General features: G+C 71.1%; 17 protein-coding genes. 13 read left to right on the top strand and 4 right to left on the bottom strand.

The genetic code is table 11. The features are described 5' to 3' along the window. Positions 1-30: 30 nt before the first annotated feature. The 4 genes from CSIV_RS05855 (at position 31) to CSIV_RS05840 (ending at position 4,294) form a co-directional block, all read left to right on the top strand. Positions 31-1,278, top strand: coding sequence for a class I SAM-dependent RNA methyltransferase (locus CSIV_RS05855; RefSeq protein ID WP_077050457.1), 1,248 nt, complete (start codon positions 31-33; stop codon positions 1,276-1,278). A 61-nt stretch (positions 1,279-1,339) separates the two neighbouring features. Beyond that, a complete protein-coding gene (locus CSIV_RS05850; RefSeq protein WP_077050456.1) occupies positions 1,340-2,005 on the top strand; it encodes a response regulator transcription factor in 666 nt (221 codons plus the stop codon). Next, positions 1,998-3,257, top strand: a complete 1,260-nt coding sequence (locus CSIV_RS05845) for a sensor histidine kinase (protein WP_139340614.1) — start codon at positions 1,998-2,000, stop codon at positions 3,255-3,257. Before CSIV_RS05850 ends, CSIV_RS05845 begins: the two co-directional genes overlap by 8 nt. Beyond that, a complete protein-coding gene (locus CSIV_RS05840) occupies positions 3,254-4,294 on the top strand; it encodes a hypothetical protein (RefSeq protein ID WP_083735027.1) in 1,041 nt (346 codons plus the stop codon). Before CSIV_RS05845 ends, CSIV_RS05840 begins: the two co-directional genes overlap by 4 nt. A 284-nt stretch (positions 4,295-4,578) precedes the next feature. Here CSIV_RS05840 and CSIV_RS05835 read toward each other — a convergent pair whose 3' ends face one another. Continuing rightward, the gene (locus CSIV_RS05835) at positions 4,579-4,809 is read right to left on the bottom strand and encodes an acyl-CoA carboxylase subunit epsilon (RefSeq protein ID WP_077050455.1); all 231 of its coding nucleotides are present in this window, start codon (positions 4,807-4,809) and stop codon (positions 4,579-4,581) included. Further along, on the bottom strand, positions 4,806-6,395 hold the full coding sequence (locus tag CSIV_RS05830; RefSeq protein WP_283287906.1) for an acyl-CoA carboxylase subunit beta: 1,590 nt from the start codon (positions 6,393-6,395) through the stop codon (positions 4,806-4,808). The genes CSIV_RS05835 and CSIV_RS05830 overlap by 4 nt, the downstream gene beginning before the upstream one ends. Before the next feature lie 158 nt (positions 6,396-6,553). Here CSIV_RS05830 and CSIV_RS05825 point away from each other — a divergent pair, with 158 nt between their 5' ends. The 9 genes from CSIV_RS05825 (at position 6,554) to CSIV_RS05785 (ending at position 16,235) form a co-directional block, all read left to right on the top strand. Further along, the gene (locus CSIV_RS05825) at positions 6,554-7,336 is read left to right on the top strand and encodes a biotin--[acetyl-CoA-carboxylase] ligase (RefSeq protein ID WP_077050453.1); all 783 of its coding nucleotides are present in this window, start codon (positions 6,554-6,556) and stop codon (positions 7,334-7,336) included. Positions 7,337-7,395: 59 nt separating this feature from the next. Continuing rightward, complete coding sequence (locus tag CSIV_RS05820; protein ID WP_077050452.1) at positions 7,396-7,950, top strand: PH domain-containing protein; 555 nt, start codon at positions 7,396-7,398, stop codon at positions 7,948-7,950. Between the two features lie 79 nt (positions 7,951-8,029). After that, positions 8,030-9,163: a 5-(carboxyamino)imidazole ribonucleotide synthase gene (locus CSIV_RS05815; protein ID WP_077050451.1), complete on the top strand. Its 1,134-nt coding sequence runs from the start codon at positions 8,030-8,032 to the stop codon at positions 9,161-9,163. Positions 9,164-9,257: 94 nt separating this feature from the next. Next, entirely contained in the window at positions 9,258-9,725 is a 468-nt protein-coding gene (purE, locus tag CSIV_RS05810; RefSeq protein WP_077050642.1) for a 5-(carboxyamino)imidazole ribonucleotide mutase, read from the top strand. Further along, complete coding sequence (locus CSIV_RS05805; RefSeq protein ID WP_083735008.1) at positions 9,722-11,188, top strand: LCP family glycopolymer transferase; 1,467 nt, start codon at positions 9,722-9,724, stop codon at positions 11,186-11,188. The genes purE and CSIV_RS05805 overlap by 4 nt, the downstream gene beginning before the upstream one ends. Beyond that, positions 11,185-12,285, top strand: a complete 1,101-nt coding sequence (locus tag CSIV_RS05800; protein ID WP_077050450.1) for a glycosyltransferase — start codon at positions 11,185-11,187, stop codon at positions 12,283-12,285. The genes CSIV_RS05805 and CSIV_RS05800 overlap by 4 nt, the downstream gene beginning before the upstream one ends. A gap of 21 nt (positions 12,286-12,306) precedes the next feature. Continuing rightward, positions 12,307-13,242: a glycosyltransferase family A protein gene (locus tag CSIV_RS05795; RefSeq protein ID WP_077050640.1), complete on the top strand. Its 936-nt coding sequence runs from the start codon at positions 12,307-12,309 to the stop codon at positions 13,240-13,242. 54 nt (positions 13,243-13,296) lie between these two features. After that, positions 13,297-13,809 (top strand): hypothetical protein, encoded by a 513-nt coding sequence (locus CSIV_RS05790; protein WP_139340613.1) that lies wholly within the window; start codon positions 13,297-13,299, stop codon positions 13,807-13,809. Next, positions 13,806-16,235: a hypothetical protein gene (locus CSIV_RS05785; RefSeq protein WP_077050448.1), complete on the top strand. Its 2,430-nt coding sequence runs from the start codon at positions 13,806-13,808 to the stop codon at positions 16,233-16,235. Before CSIV_RS05790 ends, CSIV_RS05785 begins: the two co-directional genes overlap by 4 nt. Before the next feature lie 43 nt (positions 16,236-16,278). Here CSIV_RS05785 and CSIV_RS05780 read toward each other — a convergent pair whose 3' ends face one another. After that, positions 16,279-17,691 (bottom strand): sugar nucleotide-binding protein, encoded by a 1,413-nt coding sequence (locus tag CSIV_RS05780; RefSeq protein ID WP_077050447.1) that lies wholly within the window; start codon positions 17,689-17,691, stop codon positions 16,279-16,281. Between the two features lie 5 nt (positions 17,692-17,696). Then, entirely contained in the window at positions 17,697-18,695 is a 999-nt protein-coding gene (gene rfbB / locus CSIV_RS05775) for a dTDP-glucose 4,6-dehydratase (RefSeq protein ID WP_077050446.1), read from the bottom strand. Between the last annotated feature and the right edge of the window lie 32 nt (positions 18,696-18,727).

Here is an 18,727-nt window from a genome sequence, read left to right as displayed (position 1 = left end):
GCCGGGACCGCCGTGTGACAGGCTCGGAGGATGCAGAACGGCGACCTCATCGATCTCGACATCACCGGAGTCGCCCACGGCGGCATCTTCGTCGGGCGGCACGAGGGCCGCGTGGTCTTCGTCCCGGACACCCTCCCCGGGGAGCGCGTGCGCGTGCGGCTCACCGATACGCGCAAGAAGGCGTTCTGGCGTGCAGAAACCGTCGAGGTCCTCGAGGCCGCGCCCGAGCGGCGCGCGCACGTGTGGCCCTCGGCCGCCATCGACCGTTCGCCCGACGAGCGCGTGGGCGGAGCCGAGTTCGGTCACATCGAACTCAGTCACCAGCGCGCGCTGAAGGAGCGGGTGATCCGCGAGTCGCTCGAGCGCGTCGGACGCCTCGAACTCCCCGTCTCGGTGGGTCCGGCCGGGGTCGACGAGACACCGGACGGCACCCGTTGGCGGACGCGCGTGAGCCTGCACGTGGACGAGGCCGGACGCGTCGGTCCGTTCGCTCCGCGCTCGCACCGGGTGATCGAGACGCCCGATCTCCCGCTCGCGACGGACGCGATCGCCCGTGCGGCCGCGGAGCTGCGCGGCGCGGCTCCCGGCCGGATCGACCTCGTCCAGCCGGCCGACGGGCGGGTGCGCGTCCTCCCGCGTCCCGACGGATCCCGCGCGACCGGGACCGCCGAAGTCGTCGAGGAACGCGTCGGCGATCGCGTGTTCCGCGTCGACGCGGGCGGCTTCTGGCAGGTGCACCGCCTCGCGGCCGGAGCCCTGACGGAGGCGGTCGGCGATCGCGTCCGTGAGGCCGCGGGCGACCTGGACCCGGATGCCGTCCACCTCGACCTCTACGGAGGCGTGGGCCTCTTCGCCGCCACGCTGGCCGACATCGGCGGCGCGTCCACCCGGGTCGTCAGCGTCGAGAGCGACGCCCGCGCGACCGAGCACGCGGGGGAGAACCTCGCCGAGTGGGTCGGTGCCCGCGCCGAGACGGCGCGGGTCGACCGGTACGTCGCGCGGCTGCGGGCGGACGCCTCCGCGCGCGAGCGCGAGCGCCTGTCCCGCGGCGTCGTCGTCCTCGATCCTCCGCGCTCGGGCGCCGGGCGGGAGGTCGTGGAGGGGATCGCGGGCCTCGATCCCCGGGTCGTGATCTACGTGGCCTGCGACCCCGTCGCGCTCGCGCGAGACCTGGCGACATTCGCCGTGAACGGGTACCGCGTCGAGGGCGGCGTGCACGGTCTCGACCTCTTCCCCCATTCCCATCACGTCGAGGCGGTCGTCGCCCTCCGGCGATGACCCGCCGATCGGCGGGTGTGCACTCCCGGCGGGGGAGGGGTCGCGCCGATACGATGTGGGGATGACGCGCGTCGCCCTCATCGATGACCATGAATCGGTCCGGCTCGGCCTCGAGGCGGCGTTGGCGCAGACCGAGTCGTTCCAGGTGGTCCTGTCGGGCGCGAACGTCGCCGCCTACCTCGATTGGCGCCGCACCGCGGGTGAGGCCCCCGCCGATGTGGTGGTCCTCGACCTCACGCTCGGTGACGGCACCACCGTCTCCGAGAACGTCGACCGTGTCGTGCGGGACGGTTCCAGCGTCATCATCCACAGCGTCGCCGACCGCCCGGCCGCCGTGCGCGAGGCGCTCGCCGCCGGCGCCGCGGGCATCGTGAGCAAGTCGTCTCCCACGCACGAGGTACTCGCGGCCATCGGGACCGTCGCCCGCGGCGAGCTGCTCGACAACGTCGAGTGGGCCAGCGCGGTCGAGGGCGACCGCGAGTTCGCCGATGCGCAGCTGTCCGCGCGCGAGCGCGAAGTGCTCCGGCTGTACGCCGCCGGGCTCCCTCTCAAGGCCGTCGCCGAGCGCCTGGGCGTGGCCTACTCCACGGCCAAGGAGAACATCACGCGCGTGCGCGTGAAGTACGTCGAGGTGGGGCGCCCCGCCCCGACCAAGGTCGATCTGCTGCGACGGGCGATGGAGGACGGCATCCTCCACGAGACGCCCGAGACGCCCCGAGATGCCTGACGTCGATCGGTCGGTCCTCGACGAGGCGTGGGGGCGGATCCCGCACACGCGCGAGACGAGCGACGACCCCGGTTCGTTCACGCAGAAGCGCATCGAGCGCGTCATCACCCTGCTGGTCGGGCCGGCCTGTCTCGTCCTCGGGGTGCAGGCCTTCGTCGCCGCCTTCGGGCCGAGCGACGAAGCCCCGGGGTGGCATCTGCCCCTGGTCATCGGCGTCTTCGTTCCGCTGGTCGCGATGGTCGTGGCGTGCGCCGTCAACCGGTTCGCGAGGGTGTTCTCGGGCGTGTTCGCGGTGCTGTTCATGGTCGCCCTCGCCCTCTGGCCGATCGCCACCGTCGGCGGCGAGCAGTCCCCGTCGCCCACCGAGAACCCCTGGATCTTCTACCTCATCAACGTGGCCACGGTGGCCACGGTCGTGGCCTTCCCGCTGTCCCTGCAGATCGCCTGGACGGTGGCCGCGCCGCTGCTGTTCGGTGTGGTCCGTCTCATCCAGGCGGGCGGACGGTCGGAGTTCCTGCTGCCCGTCGCGCTCGACGTCTCGTTCGCGCTGATGCTGGGCGCGGTCCTGGTGACTCTCACCTGGATGTACCGCTCGATCGCGGCGAACGTCGACGAGACGCGCGCCCGGGCCGTCGCCAGCTACGCGCAGGCTGCGGCCACCGCCGCGACCGAGCACGAGCGGGTCGCCGTCGCGGCACTCATGCACGACAGCGTCCTGGGCGCCCTGCTCGCGGCCGAACGCGCCTCGACCCCGCGGGAGCGCACCCTCGCCGTGAGCATGGCGCGCGAGGCCCTCACGCGGCTGGCCAACGCCGAGAAGGACGCCCTCGAGGGCAGCGACGAGCCGATGGATGCCGCGGCCCTCGCCGACGACATCGAGACCTCGGCCCGCGACTTCGGGGTGGAACTGGCGGTGACCCGACGGGTGCAGGAGGGCACGCCCCGCGTTCCCGGGCGGGTGGCCCGGGCGCTCGTGCTCGCCGCGATGCAGGCCGTCGCCAACGCGGTGCAGCATGCCGAAGCGCGAGCCCTGACCGTCGAGGTCACCGGCTCCGCCGAGCCCGGGGGAGTGACGATCCGGGTGCGGGATGCCGGTCGCGGCTTCGACGTGAATGCGATCCCCGCCGATCGGCTCGGCATCCGCGGCTCCATCATCGCGCGCGTCACGGCGGTCGGCGGACGCTCGACCCTGGACTCCTCGCCCGCGGGCACGACGGTGACCCTCGAGTGGGAGAGCGGGGACCGCTGGTGACCGTCCGCTCCATCCTCTCGGGCATCGGCCTGGCCTTCACGGCCTACCTCTCCGCGCGCAGCCTCCTGTGGACGCTGCCCGACACGGTCGAACGCGGCTGGCTGCTGATCGCTGCGCTCGTGCTGTACCTCCCGATCACCTGGCTCTGGATCCTCCTGCCGACGCGTCGCCGCGTCGCGGCTCCGGACGACGCGGACACGGACACGCGGCTCGCGCCTCCGCGATGGGCCGTCGGCCTCGCGCTGCTGGCCGCCGCGGTCGTCCCGAACGCCGCCTTCGCGGCGGTGAACGAGGCCGGACGGTCGCAGCCGTTCGTCACGTGGGTCATCGGCGGAATCGGCGCGCTCATGACCGTCGTCATGGTGCGGCGGCGACCCGTCGTCGCCTGGATCGGCACGGGCCTCCTGGCCGTGTCGGCGGCGGTCTGGCTGGGCCCGCTCGCCGCGCTCAGCCTGGGGCTCGTGGGTTCGCTCGTCTGGGTGGCGGTGGCCCAGCTCATCACCACCGCTCTCGACCGGGTCGCCCGCGATGCGGAGCAGCTGTCGGAGCTGCAGCAGGCGGCATCCGCCTGGCAGGCCTCGCAGAGCGGGCGTCAGCGCGAGCGTCGGCTGCACGTGCAGCGGGCGCTTCACGTCGCCGGTCCGGTGCTCGGTCGCACGATCGAGACGGGTGGGAACCTGCGTCCGAGCGAGAAGAACGCGGCGCGCCTCGCCGAGCAGAGCCTGCGCGACGAGTTGCGCAGCCCCCGTCTCCTCGACGAGGCGGTGCGCGCACAGATCGACGCGGCGCGTCGCCGCGGGACGATCGTCATGCTCTTTGACGAGGGGGGCCTGGAAGACCTGCCGGCGTCGGCGCTGCGCGACATTCGGTCCGAGCTGGCGGGCATCGTCGAGGAGGCCGCGTCCGAGCGTCTGATCATCCGGACCTCGCCCCACCACGAGGTGGCGGTCACCGTCGTGGGTCGCACGGCGGCTGCGGGCGCCGGGGCCGACGACGACGACGTCGATCTCTGGCGCGAGATCCGCCGCCCGCACTGACGCGAAGGATGCGCCGCCCGCACGGACGGCGAAGGAGAGGCCCCCGTGGCGCGAACGCCGACGGGGGCCAGAACGGGTATCTGCATCCGGGGAAGAGTGCGAAAAGTGAGGGGTGAGGGGCGGCGATGTCGCCTGCCCCTCACCCATGCGAACGGCTACCCGAAAACCGTCCGCGGTGGCCGGAACCGGCTCGATGGAGCGGCCCGACCGAACGCGTGATGCGTTCCAGCTCCTCCAGTATTCGCGAACGTTCTCGCGGCGTCTGTAGGTATTTCGGGGGACAGTCAGCCCGTGAATCCGTTCCAGCCGGCGTCGCGGTCGAGCGGGGCCCGCAGTCCGCGAGCGGACAACTCCCAGCGCGAGCGCGCCGACGTCTCCGGTGCCGTGGCATCGGCGGACTCCCGGGCGTACGCCTCGCTCACGACGACGATCGCCGCGGCGAGTTCCTCGGGCGTGGGGGTGCCGCGCACGATGCGTCCGACGGTCTCGGGCGATCCGTCACCGGTCTCGCTCACAGCGGGATGTTCCCGTGCTTCTTCGCCGGCAGACTCGCCCGCTTGTTGCGCAGTGCCCGCAGCGCCTTGGCGATCGACACGCGCGTCTGCGCGGGCTCGATGATGCCGTCGAGCTCGCCGCGCTCGGCCGCGAGGAACGGGGATGCCACGTTATAGGTGTACTCGTTCGCGAGGCGGGTGCGCACCGCCGCGACGTCCTCGCCCGCTTCCTCGGCGCGCTTGATCTCACCGCGGTAGAGGATGTTCACCGCGCCCTGACCGCCCATCACGGCGATCTCGGCGGTCGGCCACGCGAGGTTGATGTCGGCACCGAGCTGCTTCGACCCCATCACGATGTAGGCGCCGCCGTAGGCCTTGCGCAGGATCACCGTGACCAGCGGCACGGTGGCCTCGGCGTAGGCGTAGAGGAGCTTCGCGCCGCGGCGGATGACACCGGTCCACTCCTGGTCGGTGCCGGGCAGGTAGCCGGGCACGTCGACGAGCGTCACGATCGGCACGGAGAACGCGTCGCAGAACCGCACGAAGCGGGAGGCCTTCTCTCCCGCGTCGATGTTCAGCGTGCCGGCCATCTGCGAGGGCTGGTTGGCGATGATGCCGACGGTCCGGCCCTCGATACGGCCGAAGCCGATGACGATGTTCGGGGCGAACAGCGGCTGGACCTCGAGGAAGTCGGCCCCGTCCACGATGCCGTCGATCACGGTGTGGATGTCGTAGGGCTGGTTCGGCGAGTCGGGGATGACGGTGTTGAGCGCTCGATCGGCATCCGTCGTCTCGAATTCGAACGGCGTCTCGTAGACCGGGATCTCGGCGAGGTTGTTGTCGGGGAGGAATCCGACGAGGGTGCGGGCGTAGTCGAGCGCGTCGTCCTCGTCCTCGGCGAGGTAGTGCGCCACGCCAGACCGGGTGTTGTGGGTGTGGGCGCCGCCGAGATCCTCCATGCCGACGTCTTCGCCGGTGACGGTCTTGATGACGTCGGGGCCGGTGACGAACATCTGGCTCGTCTTGTCGACCATGATGACGAAGTCGGTGAGCGCGGGCGAGTACACGGCGCCGCCGGCGGCGGGTCCCATGATGATCGAGATCTGCGGGATGACCCCCGAGGCGGCGGTGTTCAAGCGGAAGATCTCGCCGTACTTGCCGAGCGCGACGACACCCTCCTGGATGCGCGCGCCGCCCGAGTCGAGCATGCCGATGATCGGGATGCCGCTGCGGAGCGCCAGCTCCATGACCTTGATGATCTTGTCGCCGGCGACCTCGCCGAGCGAGCCGCCGAAGGTGGAGAAGTCCTGCGCGTAGACGGCGACCGTGCGCCCGTGGATCGTGCCCGTGCCCGTGACGACGGAGTCACCGTAGGGGCGCGACTTGTCCATGCCGAACGCCGTGGTGCGGTGGCGGACGTACTCGTCGAGCTCGACGAACGAGCCGGGGTCGACCAGCATCTCGATGCGCTCGCGGGCGGTGAGCTTGCCCTTCGCGTGCTGTTTCGTGCGCGCGGCGGCTTCGGCGTCGACGACCGCGTCCTGGAACCTGGCGCGCAGGTCCGCGATCTTGCCGGCGGTGGTGAAGAGATCGGGCTGGTCGGTCACGCTTTCCACCCTATCGACCGGTTCGACGCCGATGTTGGAGGGTGCGCACAAGCACCTCGTCGGGACGCTGTGGCATCCATCCATTCGTGCGCGAGAGTGCGAGGCCGGGGGACGGCCCGGGGATGCCGATTCCCCCGGGTCGTGCCTAGGGTGTGCACATGCCGATCCCCGCTGCCGGATACCCGCTCACCGCCGCGCTCAGCCCGCGCCTCCAGGTCGTCGAGACCACCGACTCCACCAACGCCGACGTCGTCGCCGCCGTCGCAGCGGACCCCGCCGGATGGCCGCATCTGTCGTTGCTCGTCACGGACGACCAGCGCGCCGGGCGGGGCCGACTCGACCGCACGTGGACCGCTCCGGCCGGGACCGCCCTCGCCGTGTCGGTCGTCGTGGACGCCGGGCGCATCCCGATGGGGATGCGCGGGTGGATCCCCCTCGCCGCGGGTGCGGCCATGACGCGCGCCGTCGCTTCCCGCCTGACCGGTCACGGTCCGAGCGCGCAGCTGAAGTGGCCGAACGACGTACTCGTGGACGGGGGGAAGATCTGCGGCATCCTCGCCGAGGCCGTTCCGGGCACCCTCGACACGGTCGTGATCGGATCGGGGATCAACACGCGCATGACCCGGGCGGATCTGCCGGTGTCGACGGCCACCTCGTTCACAGCCCTCGGCGTCGAGGTCGACGAGGATCGCCTGCTCGCCGATTACCTCGAGTCCCTCGCCGCGCTGCTCGCCGCGCTCTCGGAGGGCGATGTCGCCCGCGTGCACCGCGACGTCGAGAAGCTGTGTTCGACCGTGGGCCGTGAGGTGTCGGTGTCCCTCCCCGACGGCACCACCGTCCAGGGCCGGGCGGAACGGCTCGACACCGAGGGACGCCTGGTAGTCGAATCGGGCACGATCCAGACGGTGGTCGCCGCCGGGGATGTCGTCCACGTGCGCTGACCCGCGCCCGTCCCGCGTGTGCGGGCGACGCCGGCGGCTCCCGCCCCCACAATGAGTACGTGACCCCGCCCGACACCTACGGAGGCCGTCCCCGCACGCCGGCCCCTGGCGCGGCTGCGCCCGAGCGCCGCATCGCGCGCCTGCGCGGTCACGCCCGGCGGTTGTTCTGGTCGGCCCTCGTGCTGATCGCCGTGGCCGGTGCGACCGCGTACTACTACGACAATCTCCCGGCTCCGTTCGAGAACTGGATGCTGTTGACCGCGGCCGGTGCCGCGCTGGTGCTGCTGGTGATCGTGCCGTACTTCGTGTGGCTCTCCCGGTCGTGGACGATCACCACCCGCCGCGTCATCGAGCGCTCCGGCTTCTTCGGGTCGAGCAGCCGCGAGATCTCGCACGTGCGCGGGTACGCGATCCAGATGAGGCGCGGCATCCTCCAACGGCTGTGGGGAGCGGGGACCCTCACGCTGTCCAACGGAGTGGAACCTCCCCTTCGTCTGAAGAACGTCCCCCACGCGGTGCTCGTGCACGAGACGCTGGTCGACCAGGTCGAGGTGAACCAGATCCTCGCGCATCGCGACTCGCAGGCGCACGGCTCCGGCGCCGTCGAGTTCTGACGCGGACGTCGTGCCTCTCGCCGGGGTCGGGAAGTGCGGCGGCGGTGTGGAGCACAATGGACGGGACGGAAGGAGCGGCATGGCGCTGCGAGTCGGAGTGGTCGGTGGAGGACAGCTGGCGCGGATGATGATCGCGCCGGCCGAGGAGCTCGGGATCGACATCCGTGTCCTCGCCGAGACCGAGGGCATGTCGGCGGGGCTCGCCGCCACCGCCGTGGGCGACTACCGCGACGCCGAGACCGTGCTCCGCTTCGCGCGTGAGGTGGACGTGCTCACGTTCGACCACGAGCACGTGCCTCAGGACGTCCTGGCCGCGCTCGTCGACGCCGGCGTCGCGGTCCACCCGGGCCCGGCCCCGCTGGCCGTCGCCCAGGACAAGCTCGTCATGCGCGCGCGCATGGCCGAGCTCGGGATGCCGCAGCCCGACTGGGCCGCCGTCTCGGATGCCGCGCAGCTCCAGGACTTCCTCGACGCCCACGGCGGACGCGCCGTCGTGAAGACCCCCCGCGGCGGGTACGACGGCAAGGGCGTGCGCGTGGTCTCGGCCGCGACCGAAGCCGACGATTGGTTCGCCGCGCTTGCCGAGGACGCCCACGGCGGGGCGCTCCTGGTCGAAGAACTCGTCGACTTCACGCGCGAACTGGCGCAGCAGGTCGCGCGTCGTCCGTCCGGCGAGGTGCGGGCGTATCCTCTCGTGGCGACGACGCAGCGCGACGGGGTGTGCGCCGAGGTGATCGCGCCCGCTCCGCGTGCGGGGGACCGGCTCGAGCGCGCGGCCGCCGCGATCGGCGTCGCCGTCGCCGAAGGGCTCGGGGTGACCGGCATGCTCGCCGTCGAGCTGTTCGAGACGACCGACGAGCGCGTCCTCATCAACGAACTCGCCATGCGGCCGCACAACAGCGGCCACTGGACGCAGGACGGCGCCGTCACCAGCCAGTTCGAGCAGCATCTGCGCGCCGTGCTCGACCTTCCGCTCGGATCGACGGATGCCACGGCTCCGTGGACCGTCATGGTCAACATCCTCGGCGGGCCCGCCGAGGGCGGGCTGACCGAGCGCTTCGCACCCGCGATGGCCGCGCACCCGACGGCGAAGATCCACACGTACGGCAAGGACCCGCGTCCGGGGCGCAAGGTCGGGCACGTCAACGTCGCCGGCGACGACCTGGACGACGTCGTCTACGAGGGCCGCGCGGCGGCGGCATTCTTCGACTGAGCGTGCCGTTCCGGGATCTTCCAGCGACCCGCCCTAGCCTGGACCGGTGACCCGGCCGCTGCATTCCTCCGAGACGCCGCTGGTCGGCGTCGTCATGGGCTCCGACTCCGACTGGCGCGTGATGAGCGACGCCTCGCAGGTGCTCACCGAATTCGGCATCCCCCACGAGGTGGAGGTCGTCTCGGCTCACCGCACGCCCGACAAGCTCATCCGGTACGGCCGCGAGGCGCGGGCGCGGGGGCTGCGCGCCATCATCGCCGGAGCCGGTGGGGCCGCCCACCTCCCCGGAATGCTCGCCTCCGTCACCGCGCTCCCGGTCATCGGCGTCCCCGTCCAGCTGGCCACGCTCGACGGTCTCGACTCGCTGCTCAGCATCGTGCAGATGCCCGCCGGGATCCCCGTCGCGACGGTGTCGATCAACGGGGCGAAGAACGCAGGGCTCCTCGCCGCGCGCATCCTCGGTGCCGCCGACGTCGCCCTCGGCGACCGCGTCGAGGGCTACGCCGCCGATCTCGAGTCCCAGGTGGAGGAGAAGAACCGCCGCCTCAAGGAGTCGTTGTGAGCGTCGCCGCCCCGCCGCGGCCGCGCGCCCGCCCGTCGCTGACGGAGTCCCGGCCCCTGCGTCATCCGGACGCGTCGTCGCGCGAGGTCATGACGCGGCGCGGGTGGTGGCTCGTCGTGCTCAACGTGCTCATCCCCGGGTCGGCGCAGATCCTCGCGGGCAACCGTCGCCTGGGCCGATTCGGCCTGGGCGCCACGCTCTTCCTCTGGACGGCCCTCGTCCTCACGGCGGTGGCGGCGTTGCTCTGGCCGAGCGGTCTCTTCGCCCTCGCGACGGGCTCGTTCATCCCCGACTTCCTGTCGTGGTTCCGGTGGGTTCCGCTCACCCTGGTGCAGGTCGTCCTCGTCGGCTACATCGTGCTGTGGATCGTGCTCACGATCGACACCCTGCGGCTGGTGCGACTCGTGCGGACGGGGCCCGTGGCCCGGTGGATCATGACGGTCGTGTCGGTGGGGCTGCTCGTCCTCACCGGCTCGGGTGCCGCGTGGGCCGCCCAGGCCGCCGGGACGACAAGGGACGCCTTCGCGTCGATCTTCGCCGAATCGGCACCCGTCGTCCCGCCGTCCGACGGCTACTACAACATCCTCCTCCTGGGTGCCGACTCGGGTGAGGGGCGCGACTCGATGCGGTTCGACTCCATCTCCGTGGTCTCGATCAACGCCTCCACGGGAGCGGTGACCATCACCGGGATCCCGCGCGACATGCCGAATTTCCCCTTCGCCCCCGGGCCCATGCAGGACCTGTACCCGAACGGACACCAGGGCAAGTACGACCCGACCTGCGGCTGGGGCAGCGGCATCAACCAGCTCCGCACCGAAGTCGAGGTGTGCCAGGACGGAAACGCCCTCTACCCCGACGCCAAGGCCAACGGCTCCGAACCGGGCATCGAGGCGACCAAGGATGCCGCCGAGGGCATCCTCGGCATCCAGATCCCGTACTACGTGCTGATCGACATGAAGGGCTTCGCCGACGTCGTCGACGCGCTCGGCGGCGTCGACATCAACGTCCAGGAGCGCCTCCCCAAGGGCGGGCCTGCGTACGACGGCCAGCCGGTGGACGACTGGGCCTTCGGCTGGATCGAGCCCGGTCAGCAGCACATGGACGGAGACACCGCCCAGTGGTACGCCCGTTCGCGGTACACCACGAGCGATTTCGACCGCATGCGCCGCCAGCGCGAGTTGCAGGAGGCGATCCTCGCGCAGTTCACCCCGCAGAACGTCCTCCAGCACTTCCAGCAGGTGGCCGCCGCGGGGACGAACATCCTCGAGACCGACCTCCCGCAGGGTCTCATCGCCCCGACGCTGGTCGACCTCGCGCTGAAGGCAAAGGGCCAGCCGGTCACGACGATCGAATTGACCCCCGAGGGTGGCGTCGACGAGTTCGACCCGGACTACGCGCAGGTGCAGCAGATCGTGCGCGACAAGCTCCACCCCCCGACCGAAACGGAGAGCCCCGCGCCGTGACCGTCACCCTTCGCGTCGTCCTCGACCAGCTCGTCGCGCCGACCTCCCGCGACCTCGCGGAAGCCTCGGCGTCGCTCGCCCAGGCTCTCGTCGACACCGCCCCGCGCGGCTGCGACGTCGCGGCCATCACTCCCGCGCCGGGTCTCCCCGACGACGCGGGCGTCACGGGTCTCAGCGCCGAGACGCGCCTGTCGATGCGCCGACGCGAGCTGGCGGCATCCTGGCAGCTCGGGGTGGCGCCCGGCATCGGTCGCGGGCTCATCCACTCGCCGACCGCGCTCGCCCCGCTCGTCCGGCACGACCGTGTCAACGAGACGCACCAGATCGTCGTCACGCTGTGGGACCTCCGCGCGTGGGAGACACCGGACGAGCTGCCCCGGGCCGAGGTCCTCGGCACCCGAGCGCTGCTGTCGCGCATCGGCAAGCACGCCGATGCCGTCGTCGTGCCCTCGCACGCCATGGCCGAGCGCCTGGCGGAGGTGGCCAAGGCCAAGCTCGTCGCCAAGGTGCGCGTGATCGGCGGGGCACCGGCGGCCGGGTTCCGTGCGCCCTCCGATGCCGTCGGCCGTCTCCGCGCGCTCGACCTGCCCTCGTCGTTCGTCGCCCTGGCCGGCGGCTCCGCCGCCTCGGACGGCCTCGCGGACGCCTTCGCGGCCCTTGCGTCGGCGTGGGACGGCGACGTCGTGGTGCTGGACGTGCCGGAGGGGGAGGAGCCGGCCGTCGTCGAGCTCGCGTCCGCCGCGGGGGTCCCCGAGGCGCGCGTCCACGCGCGCGGTGCACTCGACCAGTGGGACCGCGCCGCGGTGCTCTCCCACGCGGTCGCGTTCATCGCGGCGAGCACCCGGACCGACTGGCCGTGGCGGGCCGTGGACGCCCTTGCCCTCTCCGTCCCGATCGTCGCGAGAGACACCGCGGTCCACCGCGAGGTGCTCGCTGACGCGGCCGCCTTCGCCACGGAGAGCGGACTCGCCGCCGCCGTCGCGCGCGCTCTCGGAGAGGATGCCGAGCGCCTGCGCGTGCTCGCCGGTGATCGCGCGAAGGGGTTCGCGTGGGCGGCGTCCGCCGACCGCGTCTGGGCTCTGCACGCCGAACTCTAGGCGGGACCTATGCTCGAACCCATGACCGCGCGCGTCGGAATCGTCGTCCGCACCCGACGACGTCCCGCCTTCCTCCGTCGGGCCCTGGCCGACATCGCCGCCCAGTCGTTCTCCGACCGGCGCGTCGTCGTCGTGAACGACGGGGGCGATCCGCCCGAGGTCGAGTCGGTCGTGGCGGAGGCGGGCCTCACCGCCGATGTCCTGCACATCCCGCCGGGGGAGGGCGGGCGGTGCATCGCCGCGAACGCCGGCGTGCGCGCGGCGGCCACCGAGCTGGTGGTCCTCCACGACGACGACGACCGGTGGCATCCGGACTTCCTCGCCCGCACCGTGGAGTGGCTCGATACGCACCCCGGGGATGCCGCGGTGTCGGTGAGCACCGAGATCGTCTACGAGGAGGAGCGCGAGGGGCGGTGGGTCGAGGTCGGTCGCGCCCCGTTCTGGGCGGGGATGCAGCGGATCTCGCTGGGCGAGATGCTGAGCGTCAATCGCGCGGTGCCCATCTCCGTCCTCTATCGGGCGGCGGTCCACGAGGAAGCGGGCTGGTACGACGAGTCGCTGGAGGCCGTCGAGGACTGGGACTTCTATCTCCGCGTGCTCGCCCGGGCCGGATTCGGCTTCGTCGCGGGCGAGCCCCTCGCCTACTGGACACAGCGACCGGATGCCACGGGCATCGCCGCCAACAGCATGTTCGCGCTCGCCGACGCGCACGCTCGCGACGATGCGCTGGTGCGCGATCGGGCGCTCGAGCAGTGGACGCGGCGGGAGGGAGACGGGCTGCCGCTCTACCTCGCCGCCCAGCAGCAGCAGCTCATCGCCCACCTCGAAGAGCTGTCGACGCGGCAGTCGGAGCGGCTGCGCGCCGAGATCCGCGACGACCTGCGACGCGAGATCGATGCGCACCAGCCGCTGTGGTCGCGCCTGCGACGCCTCCGGCGCCGGGTCGGCCGCGGCTGACCGCCCGCGGCGTGGCAGCCGCCGTTCGCGGCGCGCAGCCCGCACAATGATCGCGTGATCCCCGTGAACCACCCCCGGACGTCCCCCTCAGGGAAGAGGAGTCGCCGCTGGGCCGTGCCCGTCGGCGTCGTCGCGCTTCTCGCCCTCGCCGGCTGCGCGACACCCGTCGGAGGCGCGGTGTCCACCGGAACGCCCACCCCGTCGACATCCATCTCGTCGACGCCCGAGCCGAGCGCCTCCTCGACACCGACCGCGGTGCCGACGCCCTCCGTCACCCCGTTCTCGGGAGACGTTCTCGTCATCACCTCCGAGATCGTCGGCGGCAACCTCGAAGTCACGGCGATGGTGCCGAAGGTTTCCGAAGACGACGGCACCTGCACGCTCGAACTCGTGGGCACCGACCGCACGGTCTCGGTGACTGGCACGGAGGGCAAGGACGTGACCTACTGCGGAGTCATGTCGATCCCCGTCGACGATTCGTCGACCGCACCGCAGTTCCGGGTGCGGTACGAATCTCCCTCCACGCGCGCCGAGTCGGCCGTCTCCACGGTCGAGCCGGCGCCGTGACCGCACGGTCCCGCCCTCGCGCCGCCCTCGCCGTCCTCGCCGCCTGGGTGTGCGCGGCAGCCCTCCTGGTCGCGCTGCCGGTGGCACTCCCCGCCACGGTGGCGCCGGTGGCATCCGCCTCCGCGGCGAATGCGGCCGACTGGAACCCCGGCAACATCATCGACGACGCGTTGTTCTACGACGGCTCGGCGCTGAGCGCGTCGGACATCCAGGCCTTCCTGCAGAAGCAGGTGCCGAACTGCCGGAGCGGGTACACCTGTCTCAAGGACTACCGCCAGAACACCGACGACCGGCCGGCCGACAAGTACTGCAACGGATACGCGGGCGCGGCGAACGAGAGCGCCGCGACGATCATCGCCAAGGTGGGCCTCTCCTGCGGGATCAGCCAGAAGGCCATGCTCGTGCTGCTCGAGAAGGAGCAGCGGCTGGTCTCCTCGACGTGGCCCGAAGACTTCCAGTACAAGGCCGCCACCGGACAGGGATGCCCCGACACCGCGCCGTGCGATGCGTCCACGGCCGGGTTCTTCTATCAGGTCTACTACGCCGCGCGACAGTTCGAGATCTACCGGCTGAACCCGACGTGGTGGGGCTACCAGGCGGGGCGCTGGAACAACATCCTCTACAACCCCACGACCAGCTGCGGCACGCAACGCGTCTACATCGAGAACGCCGCCACGGCCGGGCTGTACATCTACACGCCGTACGTGCCGAACGCGGCGGCGCTCCGCAACCTCTACGGCGAGGGTGACGGCTGCTCGGCGTACGGCAACCGCAACTTCTGGCGCATCTATACGGACTGGTTCGGGTCGACCCGGGACATGGGGAACCCTTATGGGCCGATCGGGTCCGTCGATGCCATCACCCGGGTACCGGGCGGTTTCCAGGTGTCGGGATGGACCGCGGATCCCGAGACCTCCAATTCCATCAGTGTCCAGGTACGGGTGGAGGGGACCACACGCACCGTGACCGCTGACGGCTATCGCGCAGACGTCGCCGCGGCCTATCCGACGCTCGGCGGAAATCACGCCTTCTCCCTCACCGTCCCCGCGGCGCAGGAGGGCGACAACACCGTCTGCGTCATCGGGATCAACGTCGGCCAGGGGCGGGACTCCCAGCTCAAGTGCGACCGTCTCGCGGCCATGGCAGGCTCGCCGTTCGGCAATCTCGAGGGGGTGACGGCGCAGGCGGGCGCCGTCGCCGTCGGCGGCTGGGCCATCGATCCCGACACCACGCAGCCGATTGCCGTGCACGTGTACGTCGACGGGGTGGGCACGGCCCTGCTGGCGGACTCGTCCCGCACGGACGTCGCAGGCGCCTACCCCGCCTACGGAGCCAAGCACGGATTCGGCGCCGTCCTCCCGGCCGCACCGGGGGCGCGCACCGTCTGCGCGTACGGGATCAACACGGGCCTCGGCGGGAACGTCCAGCTCGGTTGTCGCACGGTGACCGTCGGCCAACCGGTCGATCAGGGGCGCGTGCCTTTCGGCGCCCTCGACGCCGTGGTCGTCCAAGGCACGAGGGTGACAGCGAGCGGGTGGGCCATCGACCCGGACACTTCGCTGCCCATCCAGGTCCGCATCGAGGCCTCGGGCGCGTCCTCGTCCTCGTCTGCCGACCTCCCGCGTTCCGACGTCGGAGCGGCATACCCGGCCTTCGGCCCGAATCACGGCTTTGCGACCTCCCTCACCCTCATGGGGGGCAAGCACGACGTCTGCGTCTTCGCCGTCAACAACGGGAAGGGCGGTGACGGCGCTCTGGGATGCCGGACGATCACCATCCCTGTGCCCGACCTCGGGCGGGCACCCATCGGCATGCTCGAGGGCGTGAGCGTCAGCGGGATGACGGCCACCGTCAGCGGATGGGCGCTCGACCTGGACACGACCTCGCCTGTGTCCGTTCATATCTACGTCGGAAGCAGGGGAGCGGCCTACACGGCCGATTCGGATCGCCCCGACGTCGGGGCGGCCTACCCCCTCGTCGGATCGCGGCACGGTTTCGCCGAGCGCATCACCGTTCCCGCAGGCACGTCCTCGATCTGTGTCTACGTGATCAACAACGGCGCCGGGGGTAACAGCTCGCTCGGATGCCGGACGGTCGATGTGGCCGACCATTCGCGGCCCCCGATCGGCAACCTGGAGGCGGTCGGGGCGACCGCGGGCGCCGTCACGGTCGGCGGGTGGGCTCTCGACCCCGACACGAGCGATCCGATCGCCGTTCACGTCTACGTGGACGGGATCGGAACGGCGATCCTCGCGAACGTTTCGCGTGCGGACATCGCGGCAGCTTTCCCCGGCATGGGTGACCGTCACGGGTTCTCCGCGCGCGTCCCCGCGGCGAAGGGTTCGCACACCGTCTGCGTCTATCCGATCAATGACGTCGAGGGGCCGAACACGTTCCTGGGTTGTCAGACCGTCACGGTCGGATGAATGGGGGAGGGCGTCGGAGATCCTGCGTCGACGCCCTCCCCGATCAGGCTGTCACGTACGCTCGGAGTCGGTCCGGGCCGAGGGGCGCGCACACGTACGTGCCATCGCCGAGTTCGAGGACGCTGTTCCGGGGCCGCGGTGCGACCGGTCCCGCCGCGTCGGCGAAGTACTCCTCGGTGGTGACCCCGGTTACGCGTGCCGGGTCGTGACCCGTCATGCGGTATACCTCGCGCGCGATGTCGTACCAGGAGACCGGGTCGCCCGCCGAGGTGACGTTGTAGACGCCGTGAGCGGCGCGGGTCTCCAGCAGCGTGCGGATGGTGGCTGCGATGTCGGTGGTGAAGGTGAGGCGTCCGGTTTGGTCGTTGACGACGCGGGGGTTGATGCCGCGTTCGGCGAGGGAGGCCATGGTGCGCACGAAGTTGTCGCCGTCGCCGATGACCCAGCTGGTGCGGAGGATGTAGTGGCGGGGGACGCTGGAGACGATGGCGTCGCCGGCGGCCTTGGTCTGCCCGTACACACCGAGGGGGGAGACGGGGTCGGCGGGGGTGTAGGCGCCGTCCTTGGTCCCGTCGAAGACGTAGTCGCTCGACACGTGGACGAGGGTGATGCCGTTGTCGGTGGCGATGCGGGCGAGGGCGGCGACGGCGGTGACGTTCGCGGCCCAGGCGTGGGTACGGCCTTCGGGTGTTTCGGCGGCGTCGACCTTGGTGTAGGCGGCGGCGTTGATGATGGTGGCGTAGTCGCGCCAGCGGCGGGCGGTCGCGAGGTCGGCGGAGGTCAGGTCGAGGTCGTCGCGGGTGGTGTAGTCGATCCAGGGGTGGTCGCCGAACTCTGCGCGGAGGGCACGGCCGAGTTGCCCGTTCGCGCCGGTGACGAGGATCCGCTTCGGCGGCATCGGGACGACGTCGGCGAGCCGCGGGTGATTCTTGTCCTTGTCGCTGATTTCGACGCTGTCCAGGGGAATCGGCCACTGGATGCCGACGGTCTCGTCCGCGAGATTGAGGAAGGTGTAGCTCGCGGCGGGGGACCAGTGGTCGTTGACGAGGTAGGTGTAGGCGGTGTCGGGTTCCAGGGTCTGGTACGAGTTGCCGACGCCTCGCGGCACGAAGATCGCTTTCGACGGGTCGATCTCGGTGGTGTACACGGCGCCGAAGGTGTCGCCTTCGCGGAGGTCGACCCAGGCGCCGAAGATGCGTCCGGTGGCGACGGAGACGTACTTGTCCCAGGGCTCGGCATGGATGCCGCGGGTGGTGCCGACGGCGTCGTTGAAGGAGATGTTGTTCTGCACCGGCCCGAAATCGGGCAGGTCGACCCCTTCGGCGGTCATCTTCTCCCGCTGCCAGTTCTCCTTGAACCAGCCGCGGGAATCCCCGTGCACGGGCAGGTCCAGCAGGATCAGGCCCGGGATGGGGGTTTCGGCGGTGGCGAGGGTCTTGCCGAACGCGGTGGCCATGCCGCTCACTGTCCCTTGCTGGCGTAGAACGCTTCCACGCCGTCCTTCGCCGGTGCCCACCAGGCCTCGTTCTGCCGGTACCAGTCGATGGTCGCGGCCAGGCCCGATTCGAATTCGCCGTATGTGGGGGTCCAGCCGAGCTCGGTGCGCAGCTTGGTGGAATCGATCGCGTACCGCAGGTCGTGCCCGGGACGGTCGGTGACCAGGTCGTACGCGTCGGCGGGCTGGCCCATGGTCTGCAGGATCAACTCGACCACGGTCTTGTTGTCCTTCTCGCCGTCCGCGCCGATGAGGTAGGTCTGCCCGATCTCGCCCCTGTCGAGGATCGTCAGCACGGCGGAGGAGTGGTCGTCCGCGTGGATCCAGTCCCGCACGTTCTCCCCGGTGCCGTAGAGCTTCGGACGGATGCCACGGATCACGTTCGTGATCTGACGGGGGATGAACTTCTCCACGTGCTGGTAGGGGCCGTAGTTGTTCGAGCAGTTGCTGATCGTCGCGCGCACCCCGAACGACCGCACCCACGCGCGCACGAGCAGATCCGACCCCGCCTTCGTCGAGGAGTACGGCGAGGAGGGGTTGTAGGGCGTGGACTCGGTGAATCGGGCCGGGTCATCGAGCTCGAGGTCGCCGTAGACCTCGTCGGTGGAGATGTGGTGGAACCTCACGTCATGCTTCCGCGCGGCCTCGAGCAGCGTGTACGTGCCGACGATGTTGGTGTCCAGGAACGGCCGCGGGTCGTGCAGCGAGTTGTCGTTGTGGGACTCCGCAGCGTAATGAACGACCGCGTCGGCCTCGGCGACCAGCGGATCAACCACCGCGGCGTCGGCGATGTCGCCCACGACCAGTCGCACACGATCCTCCGGCAACCCCGCCAACGACCCCCGATTCCCGGCATACGTCAACTTGTCCAACACCGTCACCGAGTGATCCGTGTGCGCGGTCACATGGTGGACGAAGTTCGAACCGATGAACCCGGCACCGCCGGTGACAAGAAGACGACCCATGCGGCCAGACTAACCGGGCTCACCTGGGACGT

This window comes from Microbacterium sp. CSI-V, from assembly GCF_001984105.1.
In the GTDB taxonomy this organism is placed as follows: Bacteria; Actinomycetota; Actinomycetes; order Actinomycetales; family Microbacteriaceae; genus Microbacterium.
The sequence above is the reverse complement of the archived record's forward strand: the minus strand, read 5'-3'. Positions and strand labels throughout refer to the sequence as shown.

Bases quoted from the DNA above. Each gene is read 5' to 3' on its own strand.
- CSIV_RS05855 (WP_077050457.1), top strand. From the start codon at position 31: ATGCAGAACGGCGACCTCATCGATCTCGACATCACCGGAGTCGCCCAC.
- CSIV_RS05850 (WP_077050456.1), top strand. From the start codon at position 1,340: ATGACGCGCGTCGCCCTCATCGATGACCATGAATCGGTCCGGCTCGGC.
- CSIV_RS05845 (WP_139340614.1), top strand. From the start codon at position 1,998: ATGCCTGACGTCGATCGGTCGGTCCTCGACGAGGCGTGGGGGCGGATC.
- CSIV_RS05795 (WP_077050640.1), top strand. From the start codon at position 12,307: ATGACCGCGCGCGTCGGAATCGTCGTCCGCACCCGACGACGTCCCGCC.
- purE (WP_077050642.1), top strand. From the start codon at position 9,258: ATGGGCTCCGACTCCGACTGGCGCGTGATGAGCGACGCCTCGCAGGTG.
- rfbB (WP_077050446.1), bottom strand. From the start codon at position 18,695: ATGGGTCGTCTTCTTGTCACCGGCGGTGCCGGGTTCATCGGTTCGAAC.
- CSIV_RS05815 (WP_077050451.1), top strand. From the start codon at position 8,030: ATGGCGCTGCGAGTCGGAGTGGTCGGTGGAGGACAGCTGGCGCGGATG.
- CSIV_RS05825 (WP_077050453.1), top strand. From the start codon at position 6,554: ATGCCGATCCCCGCTGCCGGATACCCGCTCACCGCCGCGCTCAGCCCG.
- CSIV_RS05780 (WP_077050447.1), bottom strand. From the start codon at position 17,691: ATGGCCACCGCGTTCGGCAAGACCCTCGCCACCGCCGAAACCCCCATC.